This window comes from Oceanobacillus sp. FSL W7-1293, from assembly GCF_037969815.1.
Lineage (GTDB): Bacteria > Bacillota > Bacilli > Bacillales > Amphibacillaceae > Oceanobacillus > Oceanobacillus oncorhynchi.
Map to the genome: position 1 here is coordinate 4,595,936 of NZ_CP150212.1, position 22,240 is coordinate 4,618,175.

Here is a 22,240-nt window from a genome sequence, read left to right on the forward strand (position 1 = left end):
GAAATATTATTCCATTCTATACTTACCGATTTTCAAATTCTTGTTTAATCGCATGTAGTAAATCTTTGTTAACTATAATATCGTAGCCTGTATGCGCCAAAGCCAGGACTGCATCATGAATCGCTGCTTCCCCGTCTGGCGTGATTGTTTTTTCTGCAAATTCCTTCGTATGGAAAACAAGCCCCGGCTCATTTAAACCGGCAAATGGATGAATGGATGGAACAACCTGACTGACATTTCCCATATCTGCTGACCCTGTTGCCGGAACAGCCGGATACACTGGATTCACACTATACGACTTCATATGCTTCGTAAATGTGTCTGACAGCGCTTGGTTTGTAATCATATTATCGTAGCTTAGCTCATAGTTGGAAATCTCTACCGAAGCGCCTGTCATCAAGCAAGCTCCTTCCGCAATATTTCTTACCTTCTCTCCAAGCTCATCCACCAGCTTCCGCTCATTGGCACGAATATAAAATTGTGCTGTAGCTTCTGCAGGTACAATTCCTGCTGCTTCTCCGCCTTTCGTGATAATGCCATGGATTCGCACATCATCCGGCACATGCTCACGAAGTGCGTTTATCCCATTAAATAATTGAATCACAGCATCAAGAGCATTGATTCCCTGCTCCGGGGATGCTGCTGCATGAGCTGCTTTTCCTGTGAAATCAAATTGAAGGGCGTCCATAGCCAGCATCGGACCGCTTTCAGAAGATACATCGGCGCCATGCACCATCATCGCAACATCAATATCATCAAACGTCCCCTGCTCGCTCATCGGCACTTTTGCACCGCTTGTTTCCTCTGCCGGTGTACCTAAGACAACAACCTTCCCGCCAATTTCTTCGATATGCTGACGTAGTATGACACCAGCTCCGACAGCAAACGCAGCAATTAAATTATGCCCGCAGCCATGTCCGATGCCAGGAAGCGCATCATATTCTGCCAAGTAAGCAATGGTCGGCCCCGGCTTACTGCTTGTATACTCCGCGCGAAAAGCAGTCGGCCGGTCAACAATGCCTGTCTCTACTTCAAAATCATAAGACTTTAAATAATTAACCAGTAACTTCATTGATTCAAATTCTTGATCTCCCAGCTCTGGATTCTCATATAATTGATTGCTGATTTGAATCAGCTCTTCTTGGATAGCTTCATAGTTTTTCTCTAATGACATTTGCTGATAAACCTCCTCATACTGAAAAAAACATTATATCACAAATGTATTTTCATGCAAAAATATGCGTTGTTATGCATTATAACATAGTTCAAAAAGGAATGGTCGAAAAACAGAGAAATAGGCTGTTTATTTTTTATTATTTTCAAAGAGAAGCTGTGCTCTGATTATGTTTATTCAAGAAACATCCCATAGACGATCCTTGCCAAAATATGCAAAGAAAACCTGTATCTTTTGATTTTAATTATGTATAATAAGTTTTATTCTGAATCATTTACAAAGGAGTTTCTGTCTATGCCCGTTTTACCTTTTCTTACATTTGTTTTTGTCAGCAGCTTTACCCCTGGTCCAAATAATTTTATGGCCATTTCTTTCGCAAACCGCTACGGATTTAGAAATACCATATCCTTTTGTATAGGGGTAGGAGCAGGCTTCTTTCTTATCGCTTTACTTTGCAGCTTTTTCAATCGGGCACTTATTGAAGTCCTGCCTGTTATTGAAACACCGTTAAAATTTGCAGGTGTTATCTACATGCTCTATTTAGCTTATAAAACATTTACCAGTTCCGGAAGCAAGCAGGAATCTTCAGCCAAAGCAGAGAAAAACCTGTTTATCATTGGTACGCTGATGCAGTTTATAAATCCCAAAGCGATTCTCTATGGCATTGCCGTTGTGTCTACATTTCTGCTGCCCTATTACCAATCCTATTTCAGTTATATCCTATTCTGTCTTTTCTTAGGGATTGTCGGTATTTGCAGCTCTATTACCTGGAGCCTGTTTGGTTCTGTTCTTCACAATTTCTTAGACCGCTATCAGAAGGTCTTTAACATAGTTATGGGCTTATTGCTTGTGTATAGCGCTTTTGCTATTTTGATAGGGTGACTATTTTCTTCAAAAAGATTAATTAAAACTTAAGAAGTAACCTTGTGCTCTACTTATTAATTCTGTTTATTTTTTATAATATCTTTTTCAAATTTCTCCTCTGCAACATGGAAGGAAATTTTTAAAATTAAAAAAGCTAAGTAACATTTAGATTTAACGTTACTTAGCTTTTCATCTATTTACTATTAAAAAATGGAACTCATTTCTTTCCCTTTTTTCCTGTCTTCATCCGATAAAGGTTTTTTCAAGAAACCTAAAATAAAACAGGTAATAATTGAACCTAACAGAATACATCCAATATATAATAGAGGTTTATTACTGGCTATCGGGATTACAAAAATCCCTCCATGCGGTGCTCTTAAAGAGATATCCAATGCCATACAAAGCCCCCCACCTATAGCAGCTCCAATGATATTTGCTGGTATAACTCTTAGAGGGTCTGCTGCAGCAAATGGTATTGCTCCTTCAGTTATAAAGCTGGCTCCAAGTACATAACTAGCTTTTCCAGCTTCTATCTCTTGACCAGTAAATCTATTCTTAAAAATTGAAGTTGCCAGGGCAATTCCAATTGGAGGAACCATTCCACCAACCATTAATGCAGCTGAAGGCTCAAAAATATTTGCTGCAAACATTGCCAAACCAAATGCTGATGCTGTTTTATTGATAGGTCCTCCCATGTCGGAAGCCATCATTCCTGCTAATAAAGCTCCTAAAATTGCAGCATTAACTCCAGTCAATCCTCTTAACCAACCCTCTAAAAATTCATTTAATGCTGACATCGGTGTATTTAAAACGAAAAACATAAAAGCTCCGACAATTAATGTACTTAATAAAGGCACAACTAATATAGATATTAACCCTTGAAATGACTTTGGTATTTTCCTCATAGACTTAGCAATTAATTTTGCAGCGAAACCTCCTACAAAACCGGCAATCATTCCTCCAAGGAATCCTGCCTCCCCTATATTTGCCATCATTCCACCAATCATTGCAGGTGCTAATCCCAGCTTACCAGCAATACTATAGCCTATAAATCCCGCTAAAATTGGAACCATTAATGCAAAGGCTGCGTCTCCTCCAACTTGGCTAAAGAAATGTGCAATAACATTATACTGTTCACTATCCGGATCTGCGGCATAAATTCCAAACATAAAGGATATAGCTATAAATATTCCGCCAACAACAACGAATGGAATCATGTAGGAAACGCCGCTCATAATATGCTTATAAAATTGTAATCCACCCTTATCATCAGAATCTTCTGCCTTTTCTTGTACAACTTCTGCATCATTTTCACGCATTTCTTTTATATTATATGACAGAGCTTGATCAATTAACTCATCTGCACGGTTAATAGCTTTTTTTACAGTCGTATCTACATACTTCTTTTCTTTAAATATAGAAGTATCCACATTCACATCATGCGCCAATACAATAGCATCTGCATCTTGAACATCCTTCAAAGTTAATCTATTTTCAGGTCCATTGGCGCCATTCGTCTGTATTTTCGCTTTCATTCCTCGTTTTCGGGCTGCTTCTTTTAATGCTTCTGCTGCCATATACGTATGTGCAATGCCCGTCATACATCCCGTAATCCCGATTAAATATTTATCGCTATCATTTTTGTCTATATTTTCACTCTTTTTCTGTTGTTCATATTCTGTTATAACTTGAATGATTTCCTCTGTAGATATTGCAACCAGCAACTTCGCCCGAAAGGTTTCATCCATCAAGAAAGTGGATAGCCTTGATAACAATTCAAGATGATCATCAGAAGCATTTTCAGGTGCAGCAATCATAAATATAAGATTCGTATGCTGACCTCCGTAATCTATCCCTTCTAGCGTTCTACCAAATATAATAGCAGGCTTTGAAATTGTTTTGCTTTTAGCATGAGGAATTGCGACACTGTATCCAACAGCTGTAGATATTTCTCCTTCTCTTTTATAGATTGCCTGTTTAAATTCTTCTGGATTACTAGTAAGGTTATTGTCAGCCAATCTTCCTACCAATTCATCAATTACTTCATTTTGATTTTTCCCATTTATATTTAAAATGATATTATCTTTCGTGAGAATATCAATAAATTTCATTACTCTCCCTCGCTCTACTATTTATTTATAATAAAGGTTCGCATGATTTGTAGAATTAAATAAATCCATTTTTTTCTTTACAACTTCTTTTGCTGCGCTACGAGCGCCCGGCATAATCACATCTGGTTCATAAGCACCTTGATTACTAGTTAAGAAGTTGCGCACTTCTTGGAAAAAAGCATTTTTCATATCTGTTGAAAGATTGATTTTTGAAACCCCATGTAAATACGTCTGAGAGATTTCTTCATCTTTATTGTCACTTCCCCCATGAAGAACCAAAGGAATTGCTACTTGCTGATAAATTTCTTCTAGCAATTCTAATTTTAATGCTGGTTTTCCAGCATGTTTATATTGCCCATGAGAAGTTCCAATAGCCACAGCTAACGTGTCAACTCCTGTTTCCTCGACAAATGTTTTTGCATCCTGAGGATCGGTATACAAGATTTCATCTGCTCCACCCTCTGAACTATTATCATTCGATCCAATTGTTCCTAATTCAGCCTCCACGGATACATCCACAGCATGTGCCAGCTGCACCACTTCTTTTGTAATCGCTATATTATCCTCAAAAGAAGCATGAGAAGCGTCTATCATTACAGAGGTAAAACCATTTCTAATAGCTCGCATCACATCTTGAACGGAAGCGCCGTGATCTAAATGAATAGCTATCGGTATAGAGGTGCGCTGACAAATCTCCCTAACATAAGCAGTAAATTCATCTCCTAGCAATTCTATTTCGTTAGGATGAATTTGTATGATAGCAGGTGCCTTTTTTTCCTCAGCTGCTTCTATCACTACTCTTACAAACTCACTATTAGCTACATTATAAGACCCTACTGCAAATTGATTTTCATAAGCTGTTTTTAATAAATCTTTCATATTTAATAACATTTTCATCACTCCAAGTTTTTTAAATTTGATTCCAACAATTTACGAATTCCTCTTTTGTCTTCATTTGAACAAGCTTCTTAACATCAGTTATGTTTTTCGTTTTCTGAAAGAACTCCGTAAATATATATTCATTTCTTTCTACATCATTAGAAGGTAAATAAATAATAATTAACTGAACAAATTCGTTTCCCCATTCAATTGCTTTCTGATTTATACCAATGATTACCTCCTCTTTATATTCCTGTATCTCAAAATAAGGATGCGGAATAGCTACTAAATTACCCATAGAGGTATAAGACATTTTTTCTCTTTTCATAACAGCTTCAATAAAATCTTCTCGCTGATTGCTTTTAAGCAGTTTTTGAATCACTTGATCTAGATTATTTTCGTCTATCCAATATATATTGGCACGTTCTATAATAGAATTTTGAGATTCAAGAAAAAATCGAATCTTTTTTATCTCCCCATTTTGAAGCCCGTTTTGAACCATAATAACTTCCTTTTCAGTTTTTGGAGTAAACGCTAAATCGATGCCGATATACAAACAGTTCTCATTAAAAGCATAGTCTTGAGTACATTTCTCTATTTTATAGATTTCCAATTCGTTAAAATAAGTTGCTATTTTTGATGAAAGAAGTTTTGTACGCTCGTAATTTCTGTTGTATAAAATAATTGTCTTTATTCTTTTCTTATCTTGAGATTCGAAAATATTTTGAATATGATAAGCTAAATAGGCTATTTCACTATCATGAATTTCAACATTGAATTCTTTTTCAATCTCCAATGCAATATTCGAAGCGATGCTAAATGAGAAAAAATACTCTGATTTTGTTTCCTTCACAAACGGATTATAGATAAGCAGGTTATGTGATACCGGATAAATAATTCGGTAAATATGATTCAAAATATTAGTTTTAAATTTCTTTTGAGAATAGGTTGGTACTTGGTAAACCTGCTCTATATTGAATAATATCTTTTCAATCTTTTTTACAGTATGCAGGTCTTTGTTCTCTATCCTAGGCTCTTCCAAGTCTAAGTGTAGCGACATTAAATAATTTGTTAAATAAATGCATTCATTTTCTGAAGTGATGGCATATTTGAGAATACCGTTACAAAAAGCTCTTGCCACTTCAAATTCTTTGAATTCTTTAAACTCTGTTTCCTCACTTAATTCAATAGCAGCATGGTTGCTGCGTTCTATTCGTGAAATCATAATAATCAATTGAACGGAGATCTTTTTATACATCAAAAACTCTAAGTTTAAATCAAATTTTATATTAATTTCTTCTACTAAGTTTAAAACACGTTCTATAACATCTTCATGAACCCAATCACAGAAGTTCTGTGTTAAAAAGTCTTTGTAGACCTCCTTCTTTACAGAAATAGAAGTGAAAAGTTTTTCCAATAAAACACGTTTTTGTATTTCTGTGCCGACCAACACAATACCTTTAAATACTTTTGTATCTATTGCAACATCAATTCCCAGCTTATCCATATCCATTGTTAATTTCTGAATTCTGCTTCGAATTGTTTGGGGTGAATAGAAGAATTTATCCGCAATTTCATCATAAGTAGTATAATCATCTCTATTCATTAGAAATTGGATAATTTCAAAATCTAGCAACGTCTCTTCCAAATCAGTTTCATTAACTGTCAACATGTTTATATCATCCGTTTGAAGCTTATAGCCTTCCGGGGAAGAAACAATAGAAATTTGATTAAATTTTTCATTTATCTCCTTGATATAATTTCGAATCGTTCGATCTGTTACTCCAATAGCTTCAGCGATTTTCACAGCTGGTATATACTCTTGTTCCTGAGTTGATAGAAAGTTAATTAATTGATTATGCTTCTTACTCACCTTAATCCCAACCTTCCTATACATCTAATTTATAATATAATTTTAGTAGTCGCTATATTAGGTAAATTTCCTATAAGGGAGGAAATTTATACTGTAGGCGTTTTCATTAAAATGGATTTTGTTTGTTTTTCTCAAAATAATTTTTTCAGAAATAAGAGGATTTATCACAGGAAGAATGAAAACTTTTACAGAAGGATCTTCGGTTGCTATCTAATGATTAAAAATCCTGTTCCAAACCATTACCAGCCTTGCATCATCTTCTCTCTTTAGTACAATGATAGTAAGACCATACATCAGAGCGAGGAGAATAATTATGAAAAGAGCTATCCGGCTTATTTTGGGCTTCTCACTGGGAGTACTGATCTATTTTTTAATTTTTAATTAACCGCCCTTGTACATCGTTTTTACTGTAATGAAAAAGCCACGTCTCTCTCCTGAAAGACGTGGCTTTTTCATTACTTATTTACTTAATCGTCCCTAAAACATTTAACAAATTCTTCTTAAATTGTTCACGATCCACTGCTTCACAAACACGGACATTGGGCGCTTTCTCCAGACGGTTATTGATATCCACCAGACTGTAACCTCTGGTAAGCTCACCCTTTGTTTCGACATCTACATAATAATCATGCGCTTCCGTCATAATACGCTCGTCTGCCGCAATCGCTACTAACAATGTATCCGGATGTGTTGTGCCATTCAGCCGGTGTACAGATTTATTAAACTGCATCACCACTTGATTAATATCTATAAAAAATTGGGAACCAGCTGTTTCCAGACCGGCAATTTCCGCGTGGTCATCGTCATCCATGATGGAATAATCGATACACATATCCCAGCCAACCATTGTAATCGGAATGCCGGAATGCAGGACAAGCCTTGCCGCTTCCGGATCCACATAGAAATTATACTCCGCTGCCGGCGTGATATTCCCTAGCGTATCATTCGTACCGCCCATGATATAAATATGCGGAATATCCTTGACAATCGAAGGGTCCTTCTTGATGGCCATCGCAATATTCGTTAGCGGCGCAATCGCTAATAAACTCACTTCTCCCGGATATTCTTTTACTTTCTCAATGATAAAATCAACAGCATGTCCTTCCTCCGGACGCTGTGCTGCCTTTGGAAAGTGCGCGCCGCCCATACCATCATCACCATGGACGTCTTCTACTGTCCGGTGCTTCTCCTGTCCTGTTGCAAGCAGCGGCCGTTCCAGACCTTTATAGACAGGGACCTTTTCTTCCGGGTTAGCAACCTGAATCGTATAGAGCGCATTCTCCACCTCTTGATTAAACTCCACATTTCCGCCGGTTATCGTTACACCCTCCACTTTAAAATGATGCATTGCGGTCAACAGGGCAATCGTGTCATCCCCGGCTGTATCGGTATCAATAATGATTTTTCTCATCTTATTTCTCCTGCCTTGCTAATGCTGTAATATAATCAAAGAACGCATCCCTATCCACTTCATAAACAAACTGAACAGGGCGTCCAGCTTCTGAGATTTCTGTTTTTCCCTGACTGGCCCCATCCGGGTGAACAATACTCTTCACTTCTTTTTTCTTCACCAGATCCGGTTTTCCAATCGTTGCGGTCGTCAAAACATCCCATAGGAAGTATGTTGAATTCGTTTGAAAATGCACGAGCGGCGGTACCATGGCATAGCACTGTCCAAGGAAATCAATTCCGATATCCCGGCGTTCAGCAGCCCATTTATCTCTGACTTCTGGCGTCAGCGGAACCATATTCGTGCTTTCCAAAGCAATTAAGTCAATCTCTATCGAGCTGTCCCACACCTTTTTCACAGCCTCCGGATCCCAGAAAGCATTCCATTCAGCAGTTCCATCATGCTCCGGTTCTTCCACATTCCCATTTTCTAAGAATGTTCCGCCCATCCAGACAAGCTTCTCAATTTTCTCTTCGATATCTGGGGCGATTTCTAAAGCTCTTGCTAAATCGGTCAATGGGCCGACAAACACAAGCGTTACTTTTTCATCACTCTTACGAAGCACATTCACCAAATGCTCGTGTGCCGCTTCTTCTGCAAGCTTTGCTTCTATCTTTCCAGACTCATTTAATAGTGGCAGGGCATCTACAAAGAATGCATGCGTACGCCAGTCTTTTGGAAAGTCATTTTTGCCGCGGGAAGTGGATGCAGCCACTTCTACATCCTGTCCTTTTCCAAAACGGTCAATAATTTTACGGCTCGCATATACAGCAGGCTCTAAATAGCAGTCAGCCGGAATAACGCCGACGCCAGCCAGCTCCACATCTTCCATCTGTAATAATAGAAACAAGGAAATTAAATCATCTACTCCACCGTCATGGTTTAAGTAAACTTTCTTTTTCATACACAAATACCTCTTTTCTTTTATCATTCCCAAGTACCAACAGGATACGAAATCTATTTATAGGTTACCACATAAACAAAAAAGTTTAATGTATTCTGCAGTAAAAATACACATCACTTTTTAAGGCTGGAACTTGTTCGTTCAATCAATGCGGGCTCCAGCTTAATATTAACTTTTTCTTTAGATACTTCATTTTCCATACGATTAATAAGAACCTCAAGCGTCGTTTTAACCATTTCTTTCATTGGCTGATGAATACTGGAAATCCCCATCATTTTAGAAAGGTATGTATCATCAAAACCAATCATACTGATATCTTCAGGTATACGAATATTTCTTCTGTGAGCCATTTCTAAAAATTCTAGGGCAACCACATCATTCCCGGCAAAAATACAAGTAAAATCAAGGTGTCCCCTCTTCTCTTTTAGGTACGCTTCAATATCCTGCTGGATTAGATAATTGTTCGTAGAAGACTCTTCCACACGGATAAAGTTTTTCAAATCAAAGTCGAATCCATTTTCGTACAATACGCTTTTGTATCCTAAAAATTTATCATCTAATGCAGTGCCGATAAACCCAAACTTTGTGTGCCCTGTACGAATAAATTTCTCCGCAGCAATTTTGCCAGCTTGCATGTGATCAAGTCCTACACTATCAAAAGAACGATGATTTTGTGTAATGATAACCGCTGGAATGGCAAGTTTATTTATTCGTTTCAGATTGTACTCGCCCGTAGGAATAAAGATGATTCCATCCGCTTGCCGGGAAATGAAATTTTGAATACTTTCCCATTCCGTAATTGGGTTATGTTTAGAATTATGCAAAAGGATACTATACCCTAGTTTTCTAGCTTCAGATTCTAATACATCAATTAGTTCTACAAAATAAGGATTATATGTTTCTGTCACACACACACCGATAATCTTGGATTGGCTCCTTTTTAAAGTTTGTGCAGCGCTATTCGGAACATATCCTACGTCTTCAATTACATTAAGTACGCGTTTCACCGCTTCTTCATTTACCTTCTCATTTCCGTTAATCACTCGCGAAACCGTAGATTGAGAAACATTTGCCAACTTAGCAATTTCTTTCATTGTTAGTTTAGCCATAGCAGACTCCTTCCCTTTCGTGAATTCGTATTCTTATATACAGATTATTATTCATATATATTCTCTTTTTATAGAAACAAGTTATAAGCTAGCATTGTTAATCAGCCACATCCTATTTCACTGATATACAGACTTCTATTCACTCCCCTCACAACAATTAGAAAGCGAAGAGAGAAATCGTTTTCTAAAATCATTGACTTCCTATTTTTGAAAGAATATAATAAAATCACCATTCAAGAATACGTATTCTTTAAATATTCACACAGGAGGTTAAAATGTTCATTTTCAATTCATGCAACATCCCTTTTACATTATTATTTTACTACATTTAAAGAATAGGTGATAACAATGCATATGTTTAAAAATAAAAATTACTGGTTTTCATCCGGTTATTTGTTTCTTTTCTTTATTACATGGTCTATCTGGTGGTCTTTTTACTCCATCTGGTTAAATGGAACACTTGGTTTAACAGGCTCTCAGACAGGGACCATTTTTTCCATCAATTCATTTCTTTCACTGTTGTTTATGCTTCTATATGGCGTTATTCAGGATAAAATCGGCACCAAGAAACATTTGATTTGGTTTCAGAGTATTTTCCTTATGGGAACAGGCCCGTTTATCATTTATATCTATGAACCGCTTCTACAATCCAACTTTACTATCGGTGCTATCCTAGGTGGAATATATTTTGGAGCCGGTTTCATTGCTGGGGTTGCTTTCCTGGAATCTTACGCAGAGAAATTAAGCCGGAAATTCCACTTTGAGTATGGAACATCTAGAATGTGGGGATCTATCGGGTATGCTTGCGCTACGTTGACTGCAGGATTATTGCTAAGCATTAACCCTCATCTAAATTTCTGGATTGCTTCTGTTGCAGGAGTTGGTTTCTTTCTCTTAAATTGCTTCTTTAAAGCGGAAGTAACTGAAAAAGAGGATGAAGAAGAAGCATCCAATTTACGTATAAAAGATATCGTATCTATTGTTAAAGTGAAAAAGTTCTGGTATTTTGTTCTATTTCTTTTTGGAACTGCTTGCATCTATACTATTTATGATGTTCAACTGTTTCCAGTTTATTTTACGCAGCATTTCACTGATACGGATATGGGTTATCAAGTGTTTGGATACTTGAATTCATTTCAAGTTTTCCTTGAATCAGCTATGCTGTTCGCTGCACCGTTTATTGTTAATCGAATTGGAGCAAAGCAGTCATTGATTTTTGCAGGTATTATTATGGGAACTCGCATTATAGGCTCAGCACTTGTCGATAGCACCATCGCTATTTCATTAATCAAGCTTCTGCACGGGATTGAACTTCCTATCCTGCTGATTGCTATATTTAAATATATTTCCCTTAATTTTGATCAAAGACTTTCTGCCACCATTTACTTGATTGGTTTTAAAATATCAGGTGAAATCGGGGTTATTGCCTTTTCATCTGTCATTGGTAAACTTTATGATAATACAGGTTTTATAACAACATTTTTCATCCTTGGTACAATTGTCTATATTTTCACGATTGCTTCAATCTTTTTCTTAACGAATCAAAAATCAAAAGGAAATGAGGAATTACCCTATGACACAACTCAAAAAGCACTCTGAACAGCTTGTTCTCGCTAATCAGATAATAACAAATACAAAAAATAACCTAAATGATGCTTCCTATCGGCTCAACTATCATTTTATGGCTCCTATCGGCTGGTTAAATGATCCGAATGGTCTTATCCAGCATAACGGGGTGTATCACTTATTTTATCAATTCAATCCGTACAGCTATCACTGGGGGGCGATGCATTGGGGCCATGCAACAAGTACAGATCTTGTTCACTGGAAACATGAACCCGTTGCATTAGCGCCTTCTGAATCCTATGAATATGATGAAACAAAAACTGAGATGGGCTGTTTCTCCGGATCTGCTGTTATGGACGGAGATGTCATGACGTTGATTTATACGGGACATCTAGAAGGACGTGAACCTAAAGAAGTACAAGCTATTGCAACTTCTACAGACGGGATACATTTTACCAAACACGCTGCAAATCCAGTCATCAACGGAAGCCCCAAGGGATTAAGCAATGAATTCCGCGACCCAAAAGTATGGAGACACGGTGAACTTTGGTATATGGTTGTAGGAACAGCTGTAGATAATCTTGGAGCAGTGGCATTATACAAATCTAGCAATCTGACAGATTGGGAGTATGTAGGTATCGCTGCGAAAAGTGATGGAACACAAGGTGATATGTGGGAATGTCCAGATCTGTTTCCTTTGGGAGACAAGTATGTATTGGTTACCTCTCCAATGAACATGGAGAACGGTAAAAGCATGGTAATGGTCGGCAGCATGGATTATGAGAAGGGTATCTTTATTCCTGAATCACAGCGCGAAATCGACTATGGAATCGATTTTTATGCTGCTCAGACCTTTGAAGACGAGAAAGGAAGACGTATTCTTATCGCCTGGATGGACTTTCCCTTTACGGAATTCCCGTCTAAATCTGATAAGTGGTCCGGCGCTATGACAATCCCTCGTGAACTCACCCTTGATAAGGATGATTACGTACGTTCTCAGCCCATTCAAGAACTGACTGCACTTCGAGATAATCATACACATCACGATAAGCTTGTGCTGTCAACAGATGAAATGCGCCCGCTTCATAACGATAATACTTTTCCGCATAGCTATGAATTAAAATGCAAATGGGTATTAGCGGGAAATAATAATCATGGAAAAGTCGGTTTATGCTTACGTCAATCAAAAGATGGTTCTGAACAGACAACCGTTTTCTATGACTTGGCAGCGAATGAAGTAACTGTCGACACAACACAAGCAGGGGAACTTTCCTATCAAGCTGTTAATAAAGCCAGTTTATTGAACAACAGCAACGAAATTACATTTCATATTTTTGTTGATACATGCTCTGTCGAAGTGTTTGTGAATGATGGCGAAGCAACACTCTCAACAAGAATTTACCCAGATTCTGCAAGCAACAGCATAGCGTTGTATACAGAAGGAATCGAAGCAGCCGCAGAGTATATAGACATTTGGACCCTCAAGAATGCGGAAATTTCATAGAGGGGCTTTCATCTAGTAAAATGATAGATGAAATAACAAGCTATATAAATTGAATTTAAAAGGTTCTCCTAACCTATATGGGGTATAGAATAGAAAACCTATAATTAGGAGGATGAGTATGATGACAACTCAACAGGAAACTTTACGTGTCATGGAAGCGATGAAGCATACCAGTGACAGGCGCATGTTTGAACGTTACCAATTATATAGTTAATTATGTGTAAAAAAGTGGAGCTTCCATTAGTGACAAGGCCATTTAGTCTGCTAACGGAAGCTCCAAAGCATTAATTAAGAAAGTAAAATCCTCTCTTCCAGACACCCTTCGATTAATCCTTCTGGTTCGTTGTAGAATACCTTGCTTTCCGGACATTTTTCACCCAGGCACGGTCCTCGTCCATCATTTTCTTTGCTGCAAAGACTGTCAGAATCTGAATAATAATAATCGGTATTCCCATCAGTCCCGAAAGTACTTCCAGCGGAGATAAGCCGCCTACACTCATCAGCGTCAAAGCAAGAACCGTAATCAGTACTGCCACTAAGATTCGTAGTGATTTATACGGTGTAGATTTTGACATATCCTGATTAGACATATAGGTTGCTACGGTATAGGTTGTTGAATCTAATGTAGTAATCAGGAATATCGTCGCGATAACCGTAAAAAGAATCAGAACAATCGCTGAAATCGGCAGCGAACTTAAGACAGCCGGAATCGATGCTTCAATTCCTTGATTCTGCACAATATCCAGCACTGGCAAGATATCTGTCACTTGTCTGTGAACACTTAATCCGCCAAGAACTCCTGTCGCAAGCCAAGATAACAGCATAGGTGCCATTAGGTATGTTAAAATCATTTCTTTTATCGTTCTGCCTTTCGACACAATCGCTGCAAATACGCCGTGAAGCATAGCCCAGGTTGCATTATAAGCAAACCAGAAAACGGTATGACTCTCAATATGTGTACCGCCTTCTAAATCCAGCGAATTCGTATATAGTGAAAAATTCATATAATTAGAGATTAAATAACGCAAGGAATCTGAAAAGAAATTCATGATAAAGATTCCCGGACCAATTACAATAATCAGCACAGCAAAAGCTCCTGCCAGATACATATTCCATGTGCTTAATCGTTTGATCCCTTTATCAATTCCTGCATAAGCACTGATGGAGAAGCCCAAGACCCATACCAATGTAACAATAAGAGTAAAAGGAAAGGTGACTTCGATATTCAATAGTTCTGCCAGGTTATACGTAACAATCGGTGTACCAAGACCTAAGGTCACTGCAGCTCCAGCTAAAATACTGACTAAGAAAAGGACGTCAAGGACGATGCCGCCAATTCCGTCTGTAAATTTATCACCGAATATAACGCGGCATGCTTCTGAAATACGCATTCTCGGTTTCTTCCGGACATACAAAAGATATCCCATCGCCGGAGCTACCATTACAAACACTGCAAAGGTCTGGAAGGTCCATAAAAACATACTGTAGGAATTCCCAGCCAGAATCGCTTCCATCGATCCCGCATCCAGACCAAACGGCGGATCATTCGCAACCTCACTCCATTGCGTCAAACCAGTCCGCATAACCGTTGACCCAAGACCCATGGCAACTAAAATAGATGCATATTCAAATAAGTTGTATCTCGGTTTCTGTGCTGGATCACCTAAGACTACATTTCCATACTTAGAAAATGAAAAAAACAATGCAGCTATTACGATGAGAAAGGCGTACCATAAATACCCCCACTTAAAGGTATCCACTAATGTATTAAAAATATTATCCAATAATTCCATGGACTCGCTCGTGTACATTGCAAATAGAGCACTGATAATCGCTATAATTACGATAGAAGGGATAACAATTTTCTTCTCAACAAAGCTTTTTTTCTTCTGCCGTTTCGGCACGTCCATTTTAATTTCTCCTCTCTGTTACTTTTTGATTAGAAATATATTTATTAAGATGGCGTTTGCGTTCACGTCTATGTAATTCCACAGAAGAAAAATTCCAAAACCTAGGAATGATAAAAAAATCACATTACCATATTTTGGTTAAACAAATTGATTCATTTTATCCCTTCATCTCACTTGCCAGCAACAAGCTGTATACCGTATCTAAACAGGGCGTATCTAAGTCGTACGTTTGACTTTTTTCATATAAATACCCTTGTATATAAGCTGTCTCCATTGTTTTTCCGGCCAGGATATCGTAATACATACTTGTCCCCATATACGACGGATATCCGGCATAGATGCGCATGATCTCCTCTGTAATCCCCTCTTGAAAATGAATCCCCTCTGCCGCAGCAATAGCTATGCCTTCCTGAATTAATCGTTTACATAAATGCTGTATTTTTTCCTCTTCTAAAATAAGCGCTGTATTTCTGCTGAGTGCAGTAACAGAATTGATTGCGAGATTAACAAGGAGCTTATACCAAACCTCATAACGATAATCCGGGCTTAATCGGATGTCGAGATTACTTGCGGCAATCCCTTCTTTTAATTTTTTCGTCACTGGATTCTCCGGTAAAATTAAGATTCTGTCACGAAAATGGGTAACAACCTTCTCTTTCTTCTGTCCGCTAATATAGACAACCGCCTGGTATGCATTGGGGATGTGAAATTTATCCAACTGTCCATAACCATTTTGACAAAGAATACATACTGTATTTTCATGCGTCAGCTTATCTAAATAAGGTATAATCCCCTCCAGCTGCGTTCCTTTCACAGTGATAAATAAATAGTCAAACACTGTTTCCGCTTCAGAAATAGCTTCTACAGGAAAAACGGCAGTTTTCGATGCAGACGCTCTTTTTATATAAACTTCCCCCGTTCCCCTGCCTAAAAAGGTCACCTGATAGCCGCTGTTATGTAATGATTCGCCGATAACAGAACCAACTGCACCTGGGCCGATAACTCCAAAAGTATCCATTTTTAATCTCCCCCTTTTTTCCTTAGGCTAATAACTTGCCATTGTGAATCTATACAGATAATTTTATAATAAGAAGAACAATAAAAATAGTAGGTGATTTAGAAGTGAAATTCCTTCATGATTTCATGAACATGAAAAGTAACGGAGAAAAAATGACAATGCTTACAGCGTACGACTACCCAAGTGCAAAGCAGGCAGAGCAGGCTGGAATAGAGACGATTCTTGTCGGAGACTCTCTCGGCATGACCGTCCTTGGCTATGAAAGCACAGTCCAGGTGACGATGCAGGATATGAAACACCACGCAAAAGCCGTACGCAGAGGAGCAAGAGATACCTTTATGGTCGTTGATATGCCCTTTGGAACAGTTGGTATAGATGATAAAACAGATATGGAAAATGCGGTGGAATTATATCAAGAAACAAATGCGAATGCATTGAAAATCGAAGGAGCTCATACTGCTCCCTTAATCAAAAGATGCACCCAAAGCGGCATCCCGGTCGTTGCTCATCTCGGACTGACGCCGCAGAGCTTCGGTATCACCGGCTATAAGCTTCAGGCAGCGTCAAAAGAAGCAGCTGAGGAGCTTATTAGCGACGCCAAGCTGATGGAACAAAGCGGAGCCGTGATGCTGGTGTTAGAAGCTATTCCAAGTGACCTGGCAGCGACTATCACAAAAACGTTATCCATTCCGGTTATCGGCATTGGCGCCGGTGCAGATACAGATGGACAGGTCCTTGTTTATCATGATGTGTTAAATTATGGTGTCGACCGCAAACCAAAGTTTGTGAAGCGCTACGGAGACTTTACAACAGGTGTAGATGCATTAAAAGCTTATCATGAAGAAGTAAAAGCAGGATTGTTCCCTTCCCCTGAATTTACGTATAAGAAACAAATTATGGATGAGGTAGACGCATGACGCAACGAATTACAACGATACAAGAAATGAACGCTATTATACAAACGTTAAAAAAAGAACAGAAGCAAATCGGCCTGGTACCTACGATGGGCGCTTTACATGATGGTCATTTAACAATGGTGAAAGCCTCTTTAGAAGACAATGACACTACTGTCGTCAGTGTATTTGTAAACCCGCTTCAATTTGGCCCGAATGAAGATTTTGATGCCTATCCCAGAGATATCGACAGTGATCAGGCAAAACTAGAACCGCTTGGTGTTGATTATGTATTTTATCCAAGTGTAGAAGAAATGTATCCAGATCCGTTAGCCATTTCCTTGAAGGTAAACCGCATGGCCGAGGTGCTGGAAGGAGCAAATCGCCCAGGACATTTTGACGGGGTTGTCACTGTCGTCAATAAGCTGTTCAATATCATTCGTCCCGATTTCGCTTATTTTGGTAAAAAGGATGCCCAGCAGCTTGCCATTATTGAAAAAATGGTTGCCGACTTTAATCACCCCATCGAAGTTATCGGTATTGATACGATACGGGAAGCAGACGGTCTTGCCAAAAGCTCCCGCAATGTCTATTTAACCGAACAGGAACGGAAAGAGGCCGTTCATTTATACCAAAGCTTAATTAAAGCAAAGGAAATGTATAATGCTGGCGAAAGAAACAGCGCTGTTTTGATTAACACCATCCAAGCGTACCTAACCAAAAACACTTCTGGAAATGTAGAGGATATTGCTGTCTACAGCTACCCGGAGTTAGTGGAGCAGCCGCAAATCACCGGTCAGATTTTTATATCCCTGGCTGTGAAATTTTCCAAAGCCAGATTGATTGATAATATTATTTTAAAAGGAGACAACCATGATTAGAACAATGATGAATGGCAAGATTCACCGTGCACGCGTAACCGAAGCCAACTTAAATTATGTCGGCAGCATCACGATTGATGCTGACATTTTAGATGCTGTTGATATTCTGCCAAATGAAAAAGTTGCTATTGTCAATAACAACAATGGAGCGCGCTTGGAAACCTATGTCATTGCCGGTGAACGAGGAAGCGGAAAAATCTGCTTGAACGGTGCAGCAGCCCGTCTCGTACAAATTGATGATGTGATTATTATTATCTCTTATGTGCAGTTAGATCAGGATGAAGTAAAAACACATACACCTAAAGTGGCTGTGATGAATGAGAAGAATGAAATCGTAGAATTGATTGAAGAGAAGGAAAATCAGCTGGTTTTATAGACCAGTAAGAAACAAAAGAAACGTGCTGTCTCTAAACAATGGAAAGAGCAGCACGTTTTACTTTATTTATATTCTATGCCTGATGATAATCTCCAGTATTACCCTTTCACCGCTTTTAATAGCCATTTACCTTGCTTGGCTTGAGCGGCTTGATCGTTAGGGTGTATATCCTGATAATCAGAGCTGTTCGTTACAATAACAGGAGTAACTGTGGGATATCCAGCATCTTTAATTTTATCGATATCAAACGTAATAAGCAGATCTCCTTGTTTGACAGCTTGTCCCTGTTCTACATGCGCTTCGAAATACTTTCCTTCCAGATTTACAGTATCCAGGCCAATATGAATTAATAGCTCCAAACCTTGCTCTGAACGTAAACCAATCGCATGCTTCGTTTGAAATAGCGATTCAATCGTCCCATTAAAAGGAGCAACAACTTCTCCATTCGTTGGTTCAACTGCTATCCCTTTCCCTAATAGTCCTTCTGCAAAGGTGGGATCACTTACCTCTTGAAGCGGGATAATATTCCCTTCCAACGGACTGTTTACAATTGCCTCTTTGCTTGCAGGCTGCTGTTCATCCTTCGCAGTCGCAGCTTCTGTCTTTTCTTTTTTACTTTCCATATCTTTAAATCCTAGTACGAATGTCAGCACCATCGTAACGGCAATCGTAATAATCAATCCAATAATGAGATAGATAAATCTCGGACCGCTAAATACCGGAAGACTAGTTAAACCTGGTAAAACGAACGCAGATGCCGTTACGCCAAACCCGGTTATAAATGCGCCTCCAATACCAGAACCAATCAATGCGGCAATAAACGGTTTTTTCAGACGCAGGTTTACGCCATACATAGCTGGTTCTGTAATCCCAAGAAACGCAGAAACCGTAGAAGAAGCAGCAATTGTTTTCAAATCTTTATTTTTTGTCTTAATAAATACAGCGAGCGCTGCAGCTGCCTGTCCCATATTAGCCATCAGAAATACTGGAACCAAATAATCAAATCCAAGAACTGCAATATTTTGTATGGCAATTGGCATTAATCCATAATGCATCCCAACAATAACTAACAACGGACGTGTCGCACCCAGAATTCCTCCAGCAAGAATACCGGCATGCTCAAACAGCCAAGTTATTCCATCTGCTAATCCGATACCGAGATACGATCCAAGTGGTCCAATTGCTACCAATTGAAAAGGAATCATAATAAGTAAAACAATGGTAGGTGTGAAAATAATTCGGACAGCACTTGGCATAGCCGCATCCACCCATTTATATACATAGCTTAACAGCCATACAGATATAATAATCGGAATAACGGTGGAGCTATAATCCATAAACGGCATTGGCAAGCCAAATAACGATAGCCCTGTCACCCCGCCTTCCGCAATGGCCTGTGCTCCTTCAATCAACGTTGGATACATTAATCCGCCAGCTAATGCAAGGGCAATAAATTCATTCGTCTTAAACTTCCTCGCAGCAGATACAGCCAGGAAGAAAGGCAGAAAGTAGAATACAGAATCTGCTACGATATTTAAAATAGCTACAATATCACTATCTTCTGATGCCCAGTTAAATGTAGTAACTAATCCCAGAATCCCTTTAACTAAACCCGCACCAGCAATCGCCGGAATAATCGGGGTGAAAATAGAAGCAATCACTTCAAAAAATCGGCCGATAATATTTCCCTTTTTTTCTTGTTCTTGAGTATCATTATCACTTTCGCCGCTGTTGAAGTCTCCTTGTTTTTCTATTTCTTTGTATACTTTTCCAACTTCATTACCGATAACTACTTGAAATTGTCCACTTTGAATTTGAACGCTTATGACACCATCAAGTGATTCAATCTTTTCTTTTTCCGGTAAATCATTATTCTTTAAATTAAAACGTAATCTTGTATAACAGTGGGTAACGCTTCCCACGTTTTCTTCGCCGCCAACAAGAGACAGAATATCCTTTGCTAACTGTTTTTGATTCATACAAAATCCTCCTTTATTTGCATGATTTGTTTTTTACAAAATACGATCTATACACAAGGAGATTACAAATCCTCTCCATTAGAAGCAATAACCTTTTGGTACCAATGAAAGCTGTTCTTCTTGATTCTCCGCATGTCCTTCAAGTCGAAATCTTCTCGATTGATATAAACAAATCCGTAGCGTTTCTCCATTCCGTTCCGGCCGCTGACCAAATCCATAAATGACCAGGCACAGTAGCCTAACATGTTGACACCATCATTGATAGCCAGTTTGACTTGTTTGATATGTTCACTTAAATAAGAAATCCGGTAATCGTCTCGAACGATGTCCCCTTCTTCCAATTTATCGTAAGCACCAATGCCATTTTCCGTAATAATCATTGGCAGATTGTAGCGATCATGAAGCTCTCGCAAAGTTAATCGCAGTCCGACAGGATCAATTTCCCATCCCCAGTCTGTCGCAGCAAGGTTCTCATTTTTAACAACTTCGAATACACCTGCTTCTGCTTCAGGCAGTAGCGATTTTTTTTGATAGCCAATTGGAAATTCTTCCGTAGCAGGAAAAGCACGAACAGCTTCAGAGAAATAGTAGTTCACTCCCAGCATCGTAGGCGGGTATTGCTTCATCAATTCTAAATCGCCATCTTCTATTGGCGGCATATAATTTCTCTCTTTCAGATATCTTTGAAAGCTGTAGCTGTATTCTCCATAGCAATGTAAGTCCATTAAATAATTATGTTTAACTAACATCGCATCTCTACTCGCCAAAATGTCATCTGGATGAGAGCTTGCAGGATGAACCATGGAATAGGAAATAGCAGGACCAATCTTTCCTTCCAAACCTAATTCATGAAATGTTTTAATGGTAAGTGCGGTAGCCACACACATATGGTGATTTGCCTGATAGCCGAGTCTCAGCTGTTCATAATGATCCTCCCCGGATAATCCCAGACGTGATGGGATACGCACAACATGGTCCTGTTCATTGATTGTCAACCAGTACTTTACGCGGTCCCCATATGTTTTAAATAAGAACGCTGCATATGCCCGGTAATCCTCAATGCTTTTCCTTGAGAGCCATCCTCCGTACTGCTCCACAAGACTTTGCGGATAATCAAAATGGTAGATGGTCACTAAGGGTTCAATGTTATATTTAACCAGTGCATCAATTAAACGATTGTAAAAATCCACTCCCTTTTCATTGACCTCGCCATTTCCATCTGGAAAAATACGTGTCCATGCAATTGAAAATCGATAGACTTTTAAACCAAGTTCTGCCATGAGAGCAACGTCTTCTTCTATACGATGATAATGATCTGAAGCAACAGAAAAGTCGGTTATAGCAGGATTCTTTTCTATCATATCGATAACAGAAAGCCCTTTCCCATCTTCTTTAGCAGCTCCTTCAATCTGAAAAGATGACGTAGCAGCCCCCCATAGAAAATCTGGATCAAAAGAAGTATACGCTTTATATTCCATTTATAAATTCCTCCCTACCTAAGAATAAGTATCTGTATTGATTTAGAAGTAATTAAAGAAATACATATTCCTAAAAAGATGCAAGCCATTACAAATTGCTTTTTTTAGCATGCACGTTCGATTCCGAAGCACACTGAGATTATCCGCTTTCAAAACCCGGAAAACCATTCCCTGCATCTTCTTTTACAGATGTTTTCTTTTAAGCTTCTCTACAGTTCTAAGATAATAGGAAGAGCATAAAAAGACCATTTAGTTTTTTTTCGCTTTCCAG

General features: G+C 38.6%; 17 protein-coding genes. 6 read left to right on the forward strand and 11 right to left on the reverse strand.

Translation table 11 applies throughout. The features are described from left to right. Positions 1 to 22 precede the first annotated feature (22 nt). Positions 23 to 1,174: a M20 family metallopeptidase gene (locus tag MKY65_RS22045; protein ID WP_339180805.1), complete on the reverse strand. Its 1,152-nt coding sequence runs from the start codon at positions 1,172 to 1,174 to the stop codon at positions 23 to 25. A gap of 294 nt (positions 1,175 to 1,468) precedes the next feature. Between MKY65_RS22045 and MKY65_RS22050 the strand changes: the two genes are divergently transcribed. Further along, entirely contained in the window at positions 1,469 to 2,056 is a 588-nt protein-coding gene (locus MKY65_RS22050; RefSeq protein ID WP_339180808.1) for a LysE family transporter, read from the forward strand. Positions 2,057 to 2,241: 185 nt separating this feature from the next. Here the strand turns inward: MKY65_RS22050 and MKY65_RS22055 are convergent, their stop codons facing one another. From MKY65_RS22055 to MKY65_RS22080, 6 genes are all read right to left on the reverse strand, one after another. Then, entirely contained in the window at positions 2,242 to 4,149 is a 1,908-nt protein-coding gene (locus MKY65_RS22055; protein ID WP_339180811.1) for a fructose-specific PTS transporter subunit EIIC, read from the reverse strand. 21 nt (positions 4,150 to 4,170) lie between these two features. After that, on the reverse strand, positions 4,171 to 5,040 hold the full coding sequence (locus MKY65_RS22060) for a ketose-bisphosphate aldolase (RefSeq protein WP_339180814.1): 870 nt from the start codon (positions 5,038 to 5,040) through the stop codon (positions 4,171 to 4,173). A 19-nt stretch (positions 5,041 to 5,059) separates the two neighbouring features. Beyond that, positions 5,060 to 6,901, reverse strand: a complete 1,842-nt coding sequence (locus MKY65_RS22065) for a PRD domain-containing protein (protein WP_339180816.1) — start codon at positions 6,899 to 6,901, stop codon at positions 5,060 to 5,062. A gap of 463 nt (positions 6,902 to 7,364) precedes the next feature. Continuing rightward, positions 7,365 to 8,312, reverse strand: a complete 948-nt coding sequence (locus MKY65_RS22070; RefSeq protein WP_339180818.1) for a nucleoside hydrolase — start codon at positions 8,310 to 8,312, stop codon at positions 7,365 to 7,367. Between the two features lies 1 nt (position 8,313). Further along, positions 8,314 to 9,255, reverse strand: a complete 942-nt coding sequence (locus MKY65_RS22075) for a nucleoside hydrolase (RefSeq protein ID WP_339180820.1) — start codon at positions 9,253 to 9,255, stop codon at positions 8,314 to 8,316. A 113-nt stretch (positions 9,256 to 9,368) separates the two neighbouring features. Beyond that, complete coding sequence (locus MKY65_RS22080; RefSeq protein WP_339180822.1) at positions 9,369 to 10,364, reverse strand: LacI family DNA-binding transcriptional regulator; 996 nt, start codon at positions 10,362 to 10,364, stop codon at positions 9,369 to 9,371. A gap of 354 nt (positions 10,365 to 10,718) precedes the next feature. Here MKY65_RS22080 and MKY65_RS22085 point away from each other — a divergent pair, with 354 nt between their 5' ends. Together MKY65_RS22085 and MKY65_RS22090 are read left to right on the forward strand one after the other, a co-directional pair. Next, complete coding sequence (locus MKY65_RS22085; protein WP_339180825.1) at positions 10,719 to 11,963, forward strand: oligosaccharide MFS transporter; 1,245 nt, start codon at positions 10,719 to 10,721, stop codon at positions 11,961 to 11,963. Further along, a complete protein-coding gene (locus MKY65_RS22090; RefSeq protein WP_339180827.1) occupies positions 11,938 to 13,434 on the forward strand; it encodes a glycoside hydrolase family 32 protein in 1,497 nt (498 codons plus the stop codon). Before MKY65_RS22085 ends, MKY65_RS22090 begins: the two co-directional genes overlap by 26 nt. Positions 13,435 to 13,760: 326 nt before the next feature. On the opposite strand, the gene MKY65_RS22095 is transcribed toward MKY65_RS22090, so the two are convergent. Together MKY65_RS22095 and MKY65_RS22100 are read right to left on the reverse strand one after the other, a co-directional pair. Then, complete coding sequence (locus MKY65_RS22095; protein WP_339180829.1) at positions 13,761 to 15,344, reverse strand: BCCT family transporter; 1,584 nt, start codon at positions 15,342 to 15,344, stop codon at positions 13,761 to 13,763. A 157-nt stretch (positions 15,345 to 15,501) separates the two neighbouring features. Continuing rightward, positions 15,502 to 16,362: an oxidoreductase gene (locus tag MKY65_RS22100; protein ID WP_339180831.1), complete on the reverse strand. Its 861-nt coding sequence runs from the start codon at positions 16,360 to 16,362 to the stop codon at positions 15,502 to 15,504. Positions 16,363 to 16,487: 125 nt separating this feature from the next. Here MKY65_RS22100 and panB point away from each other — a divergent pair, with 125 nt between their 5' ends. Genes panB through panD form a run of 3 tightly spaced genes read left to right on the forward strand, consistent with a single transcriptional unit; the run spans position 16,488 to position 18,512 of the window. Beyond that, positions 16,488 to 17,279, forward strand: a complete 792-nt coding sequence (gene panB / locus MKY65_RS22105) for a 3-methyl-2-oxobutanoate hydroxymethyltransferase (protein ID WP_339185344.1) — start codon at positions 16,488 to 16,490, stop codon at positions 17,277 to 17,279. Next, positions 17,276 to 18,136 carry a pantoate--beta-alanine ligase gene (gene panC, locus MKY65_RS22110; protein WP_339180834.1) on the forward strand — a complete coding sequence of 287 codons (861 nt, stop codon included), beginning with the start codon at positions 17,276 to 17,278 and terminating at the stop codon, positions 18,134 to 18,136. The genes panB and panC overlap by 4 nt, the downstream gene beginning before the upstream one ends. Next, a complete protein-coding gene (gene panD, locus MKY65_RS22115) occupies positions 18,129 to 18,512 on the forward strand; it encodes an aspartate 1-decarboxylase (protein ID WP_193064459.1) in 384 nt (127 codons plus the stop codon). Before panC ends, panD begins: the two co-directional genes overlap by 8 nt. 98 nt (positions 18,513 to 18,610) lie before the next feature. On the opposite strand, the gene MKY65_RS22120 is transcribed toward panD, so the two are convergent. Together MKY65_RS22120 and MKY65_RS22125 are read right to left on the reverse strand one after the other, a co-directional pair. Next, positions 18,611 to 20,491: a beta-glucoside-specific PTS transporter subunit IIABC gene (locus MKY65_RS22120; protein WP_339180837.1), complete on the reverse strand. Its 1,881-nt coding sequence runs from the start codon at positions 20,489 to 20,491 to the stop codon at positions 18,611 to 18,613. Positions 20,492 to 20,553: 62 nt separating this feature from the next. Continuing rightward, entirely contained in the window at positions 20,554 to 21,969 is a 1,416-nt protein-coding gene (locus MKY65_RS22125) for a glycoside hydrolase family 1 protein (RefSeq protein ID WP_339180838.1), read from the reverse strand. Positions 21,970 to 22,240: the final 271 nt, after the last annotated feature.

What these genes read in the sequence shown, in the direction of transcription:
- MKY65_RS22045 (WP_339180805.1), bottom strand. Translation starts at nt 1,174, where the DNA reads ATGTCATTAGAGAAAAACTATGAAGCTATCCAAGAAGAGCTGATTCAA.
- MKY65_RS22050 (WP_339180808.1), top strand. Translation starts at nt 1,469, where the DNA reads ATGCCCGTTTTACCTTTTCTTACATTTGTTTTTGTCAGCAGCTTTACC.
- MKY65_RS22055 (WP_339180811.1), bottom strand. Translation starts at nt 4,149, where the DNA reads ATGAAATTTATTGATATTCTCACGAAAGATAATATCATTTTAAATATA.
- MKY65_RS22060 (WP_339180814.1), bottom strand. Translation starts at nt 5,040, where the DNA reads ATGTTATTAAATATGAAAGATTTATTAAAAACAGCTTATGAAAATCAA.
- MKY65_RS22070 (WP_339180818.1), bottom strand. Translation starts at nt 8,312, where the DNA reads ATGAGAAAAATCATTATTGATACCGATACAGCCGGGGATGACACGATT.
- MKY65_RS22075 (WP_339180820.1), bottom strand. Translation starts at nt 9,255, where the DNA reads ATGAAAAAGAAAGTTTACTTAAACCATGACGGTGGAGTAGATGATTTA.
- MKY65_RS22080 (WP_339180822.1), bottom strand. Translation starts at nt 10,364, where the DNA reads ATGGCTAAACTAACAATGAAAGAAATTGCTAAGTTGGCAAATGTTTCT.
- MKY65_RS22085 (WP_339180825.1), top strand. Translation starts at nt 10,719, where the DNA reads ATGTTTAAAAATAAAAATTACTGGTTTTCATCCGGTTATTTGTTTCTT.
- MKY65_RS22090 (WP_339180827.1), top strand. Translation starts at nt 11,938, where the DNA reads ATGACACAACTCAAAAAGCACTCTGAACAGCTTGTTCTCGCTAATCAG.
- MKY65_RS22095 (WP_339180829.1), bottom strand. Translation starts at nt 15,344, where the DNA reads ATGGACGTGCCGAAACGGCAGAAGAAAAAAAGCTTTGTTGAGAAGAAA.
- MKY65_RS22100 (WP_339180831.1), bottom strand. Translation starts at nt 16,362, where the DNA reads ATGGATACTTTTGGAGTTATCGGCCCAGGTGCAGTTGGTTCTGTTATC.
- panB (WP_339185344.1), top strand. Translation starts at nt 16,488, where the DNA reads ATGAACATGAAAAGTAACGGAGAAAAAATGACAATGCTTACAGCGTAC.
- panC (WP_339180834.1), top strand. Translation starts at nt 17,276, where the DNA reads ATGACGCAACGAATTACAACGATACAAGAAATGAACGCTATTATACAA.
- panD (WP_193064459.1), top strand. Translation starts at nt 18,129, where the DNA reads ATGATTAGAACAATGATGAATGGCAAGATTCACCGTGCACGCGTAACC.
- MKY65_RS22120 (WP_339180837.1), bottom strand. Translation starts at nt 20,491, where the DNA reads ATGAATCAAAAACAGTTAGCAAAGGATATTCTGTCTCTTGTTGGCGGC.
- MKY65_RS22125 (WP_339180838.1), bottom strand. Translation starts at nt 21,969, where the DNA reads ATGGAATATAAAGCGTATACTTCTTTTGATCCAGATTTTCTATGGGGG.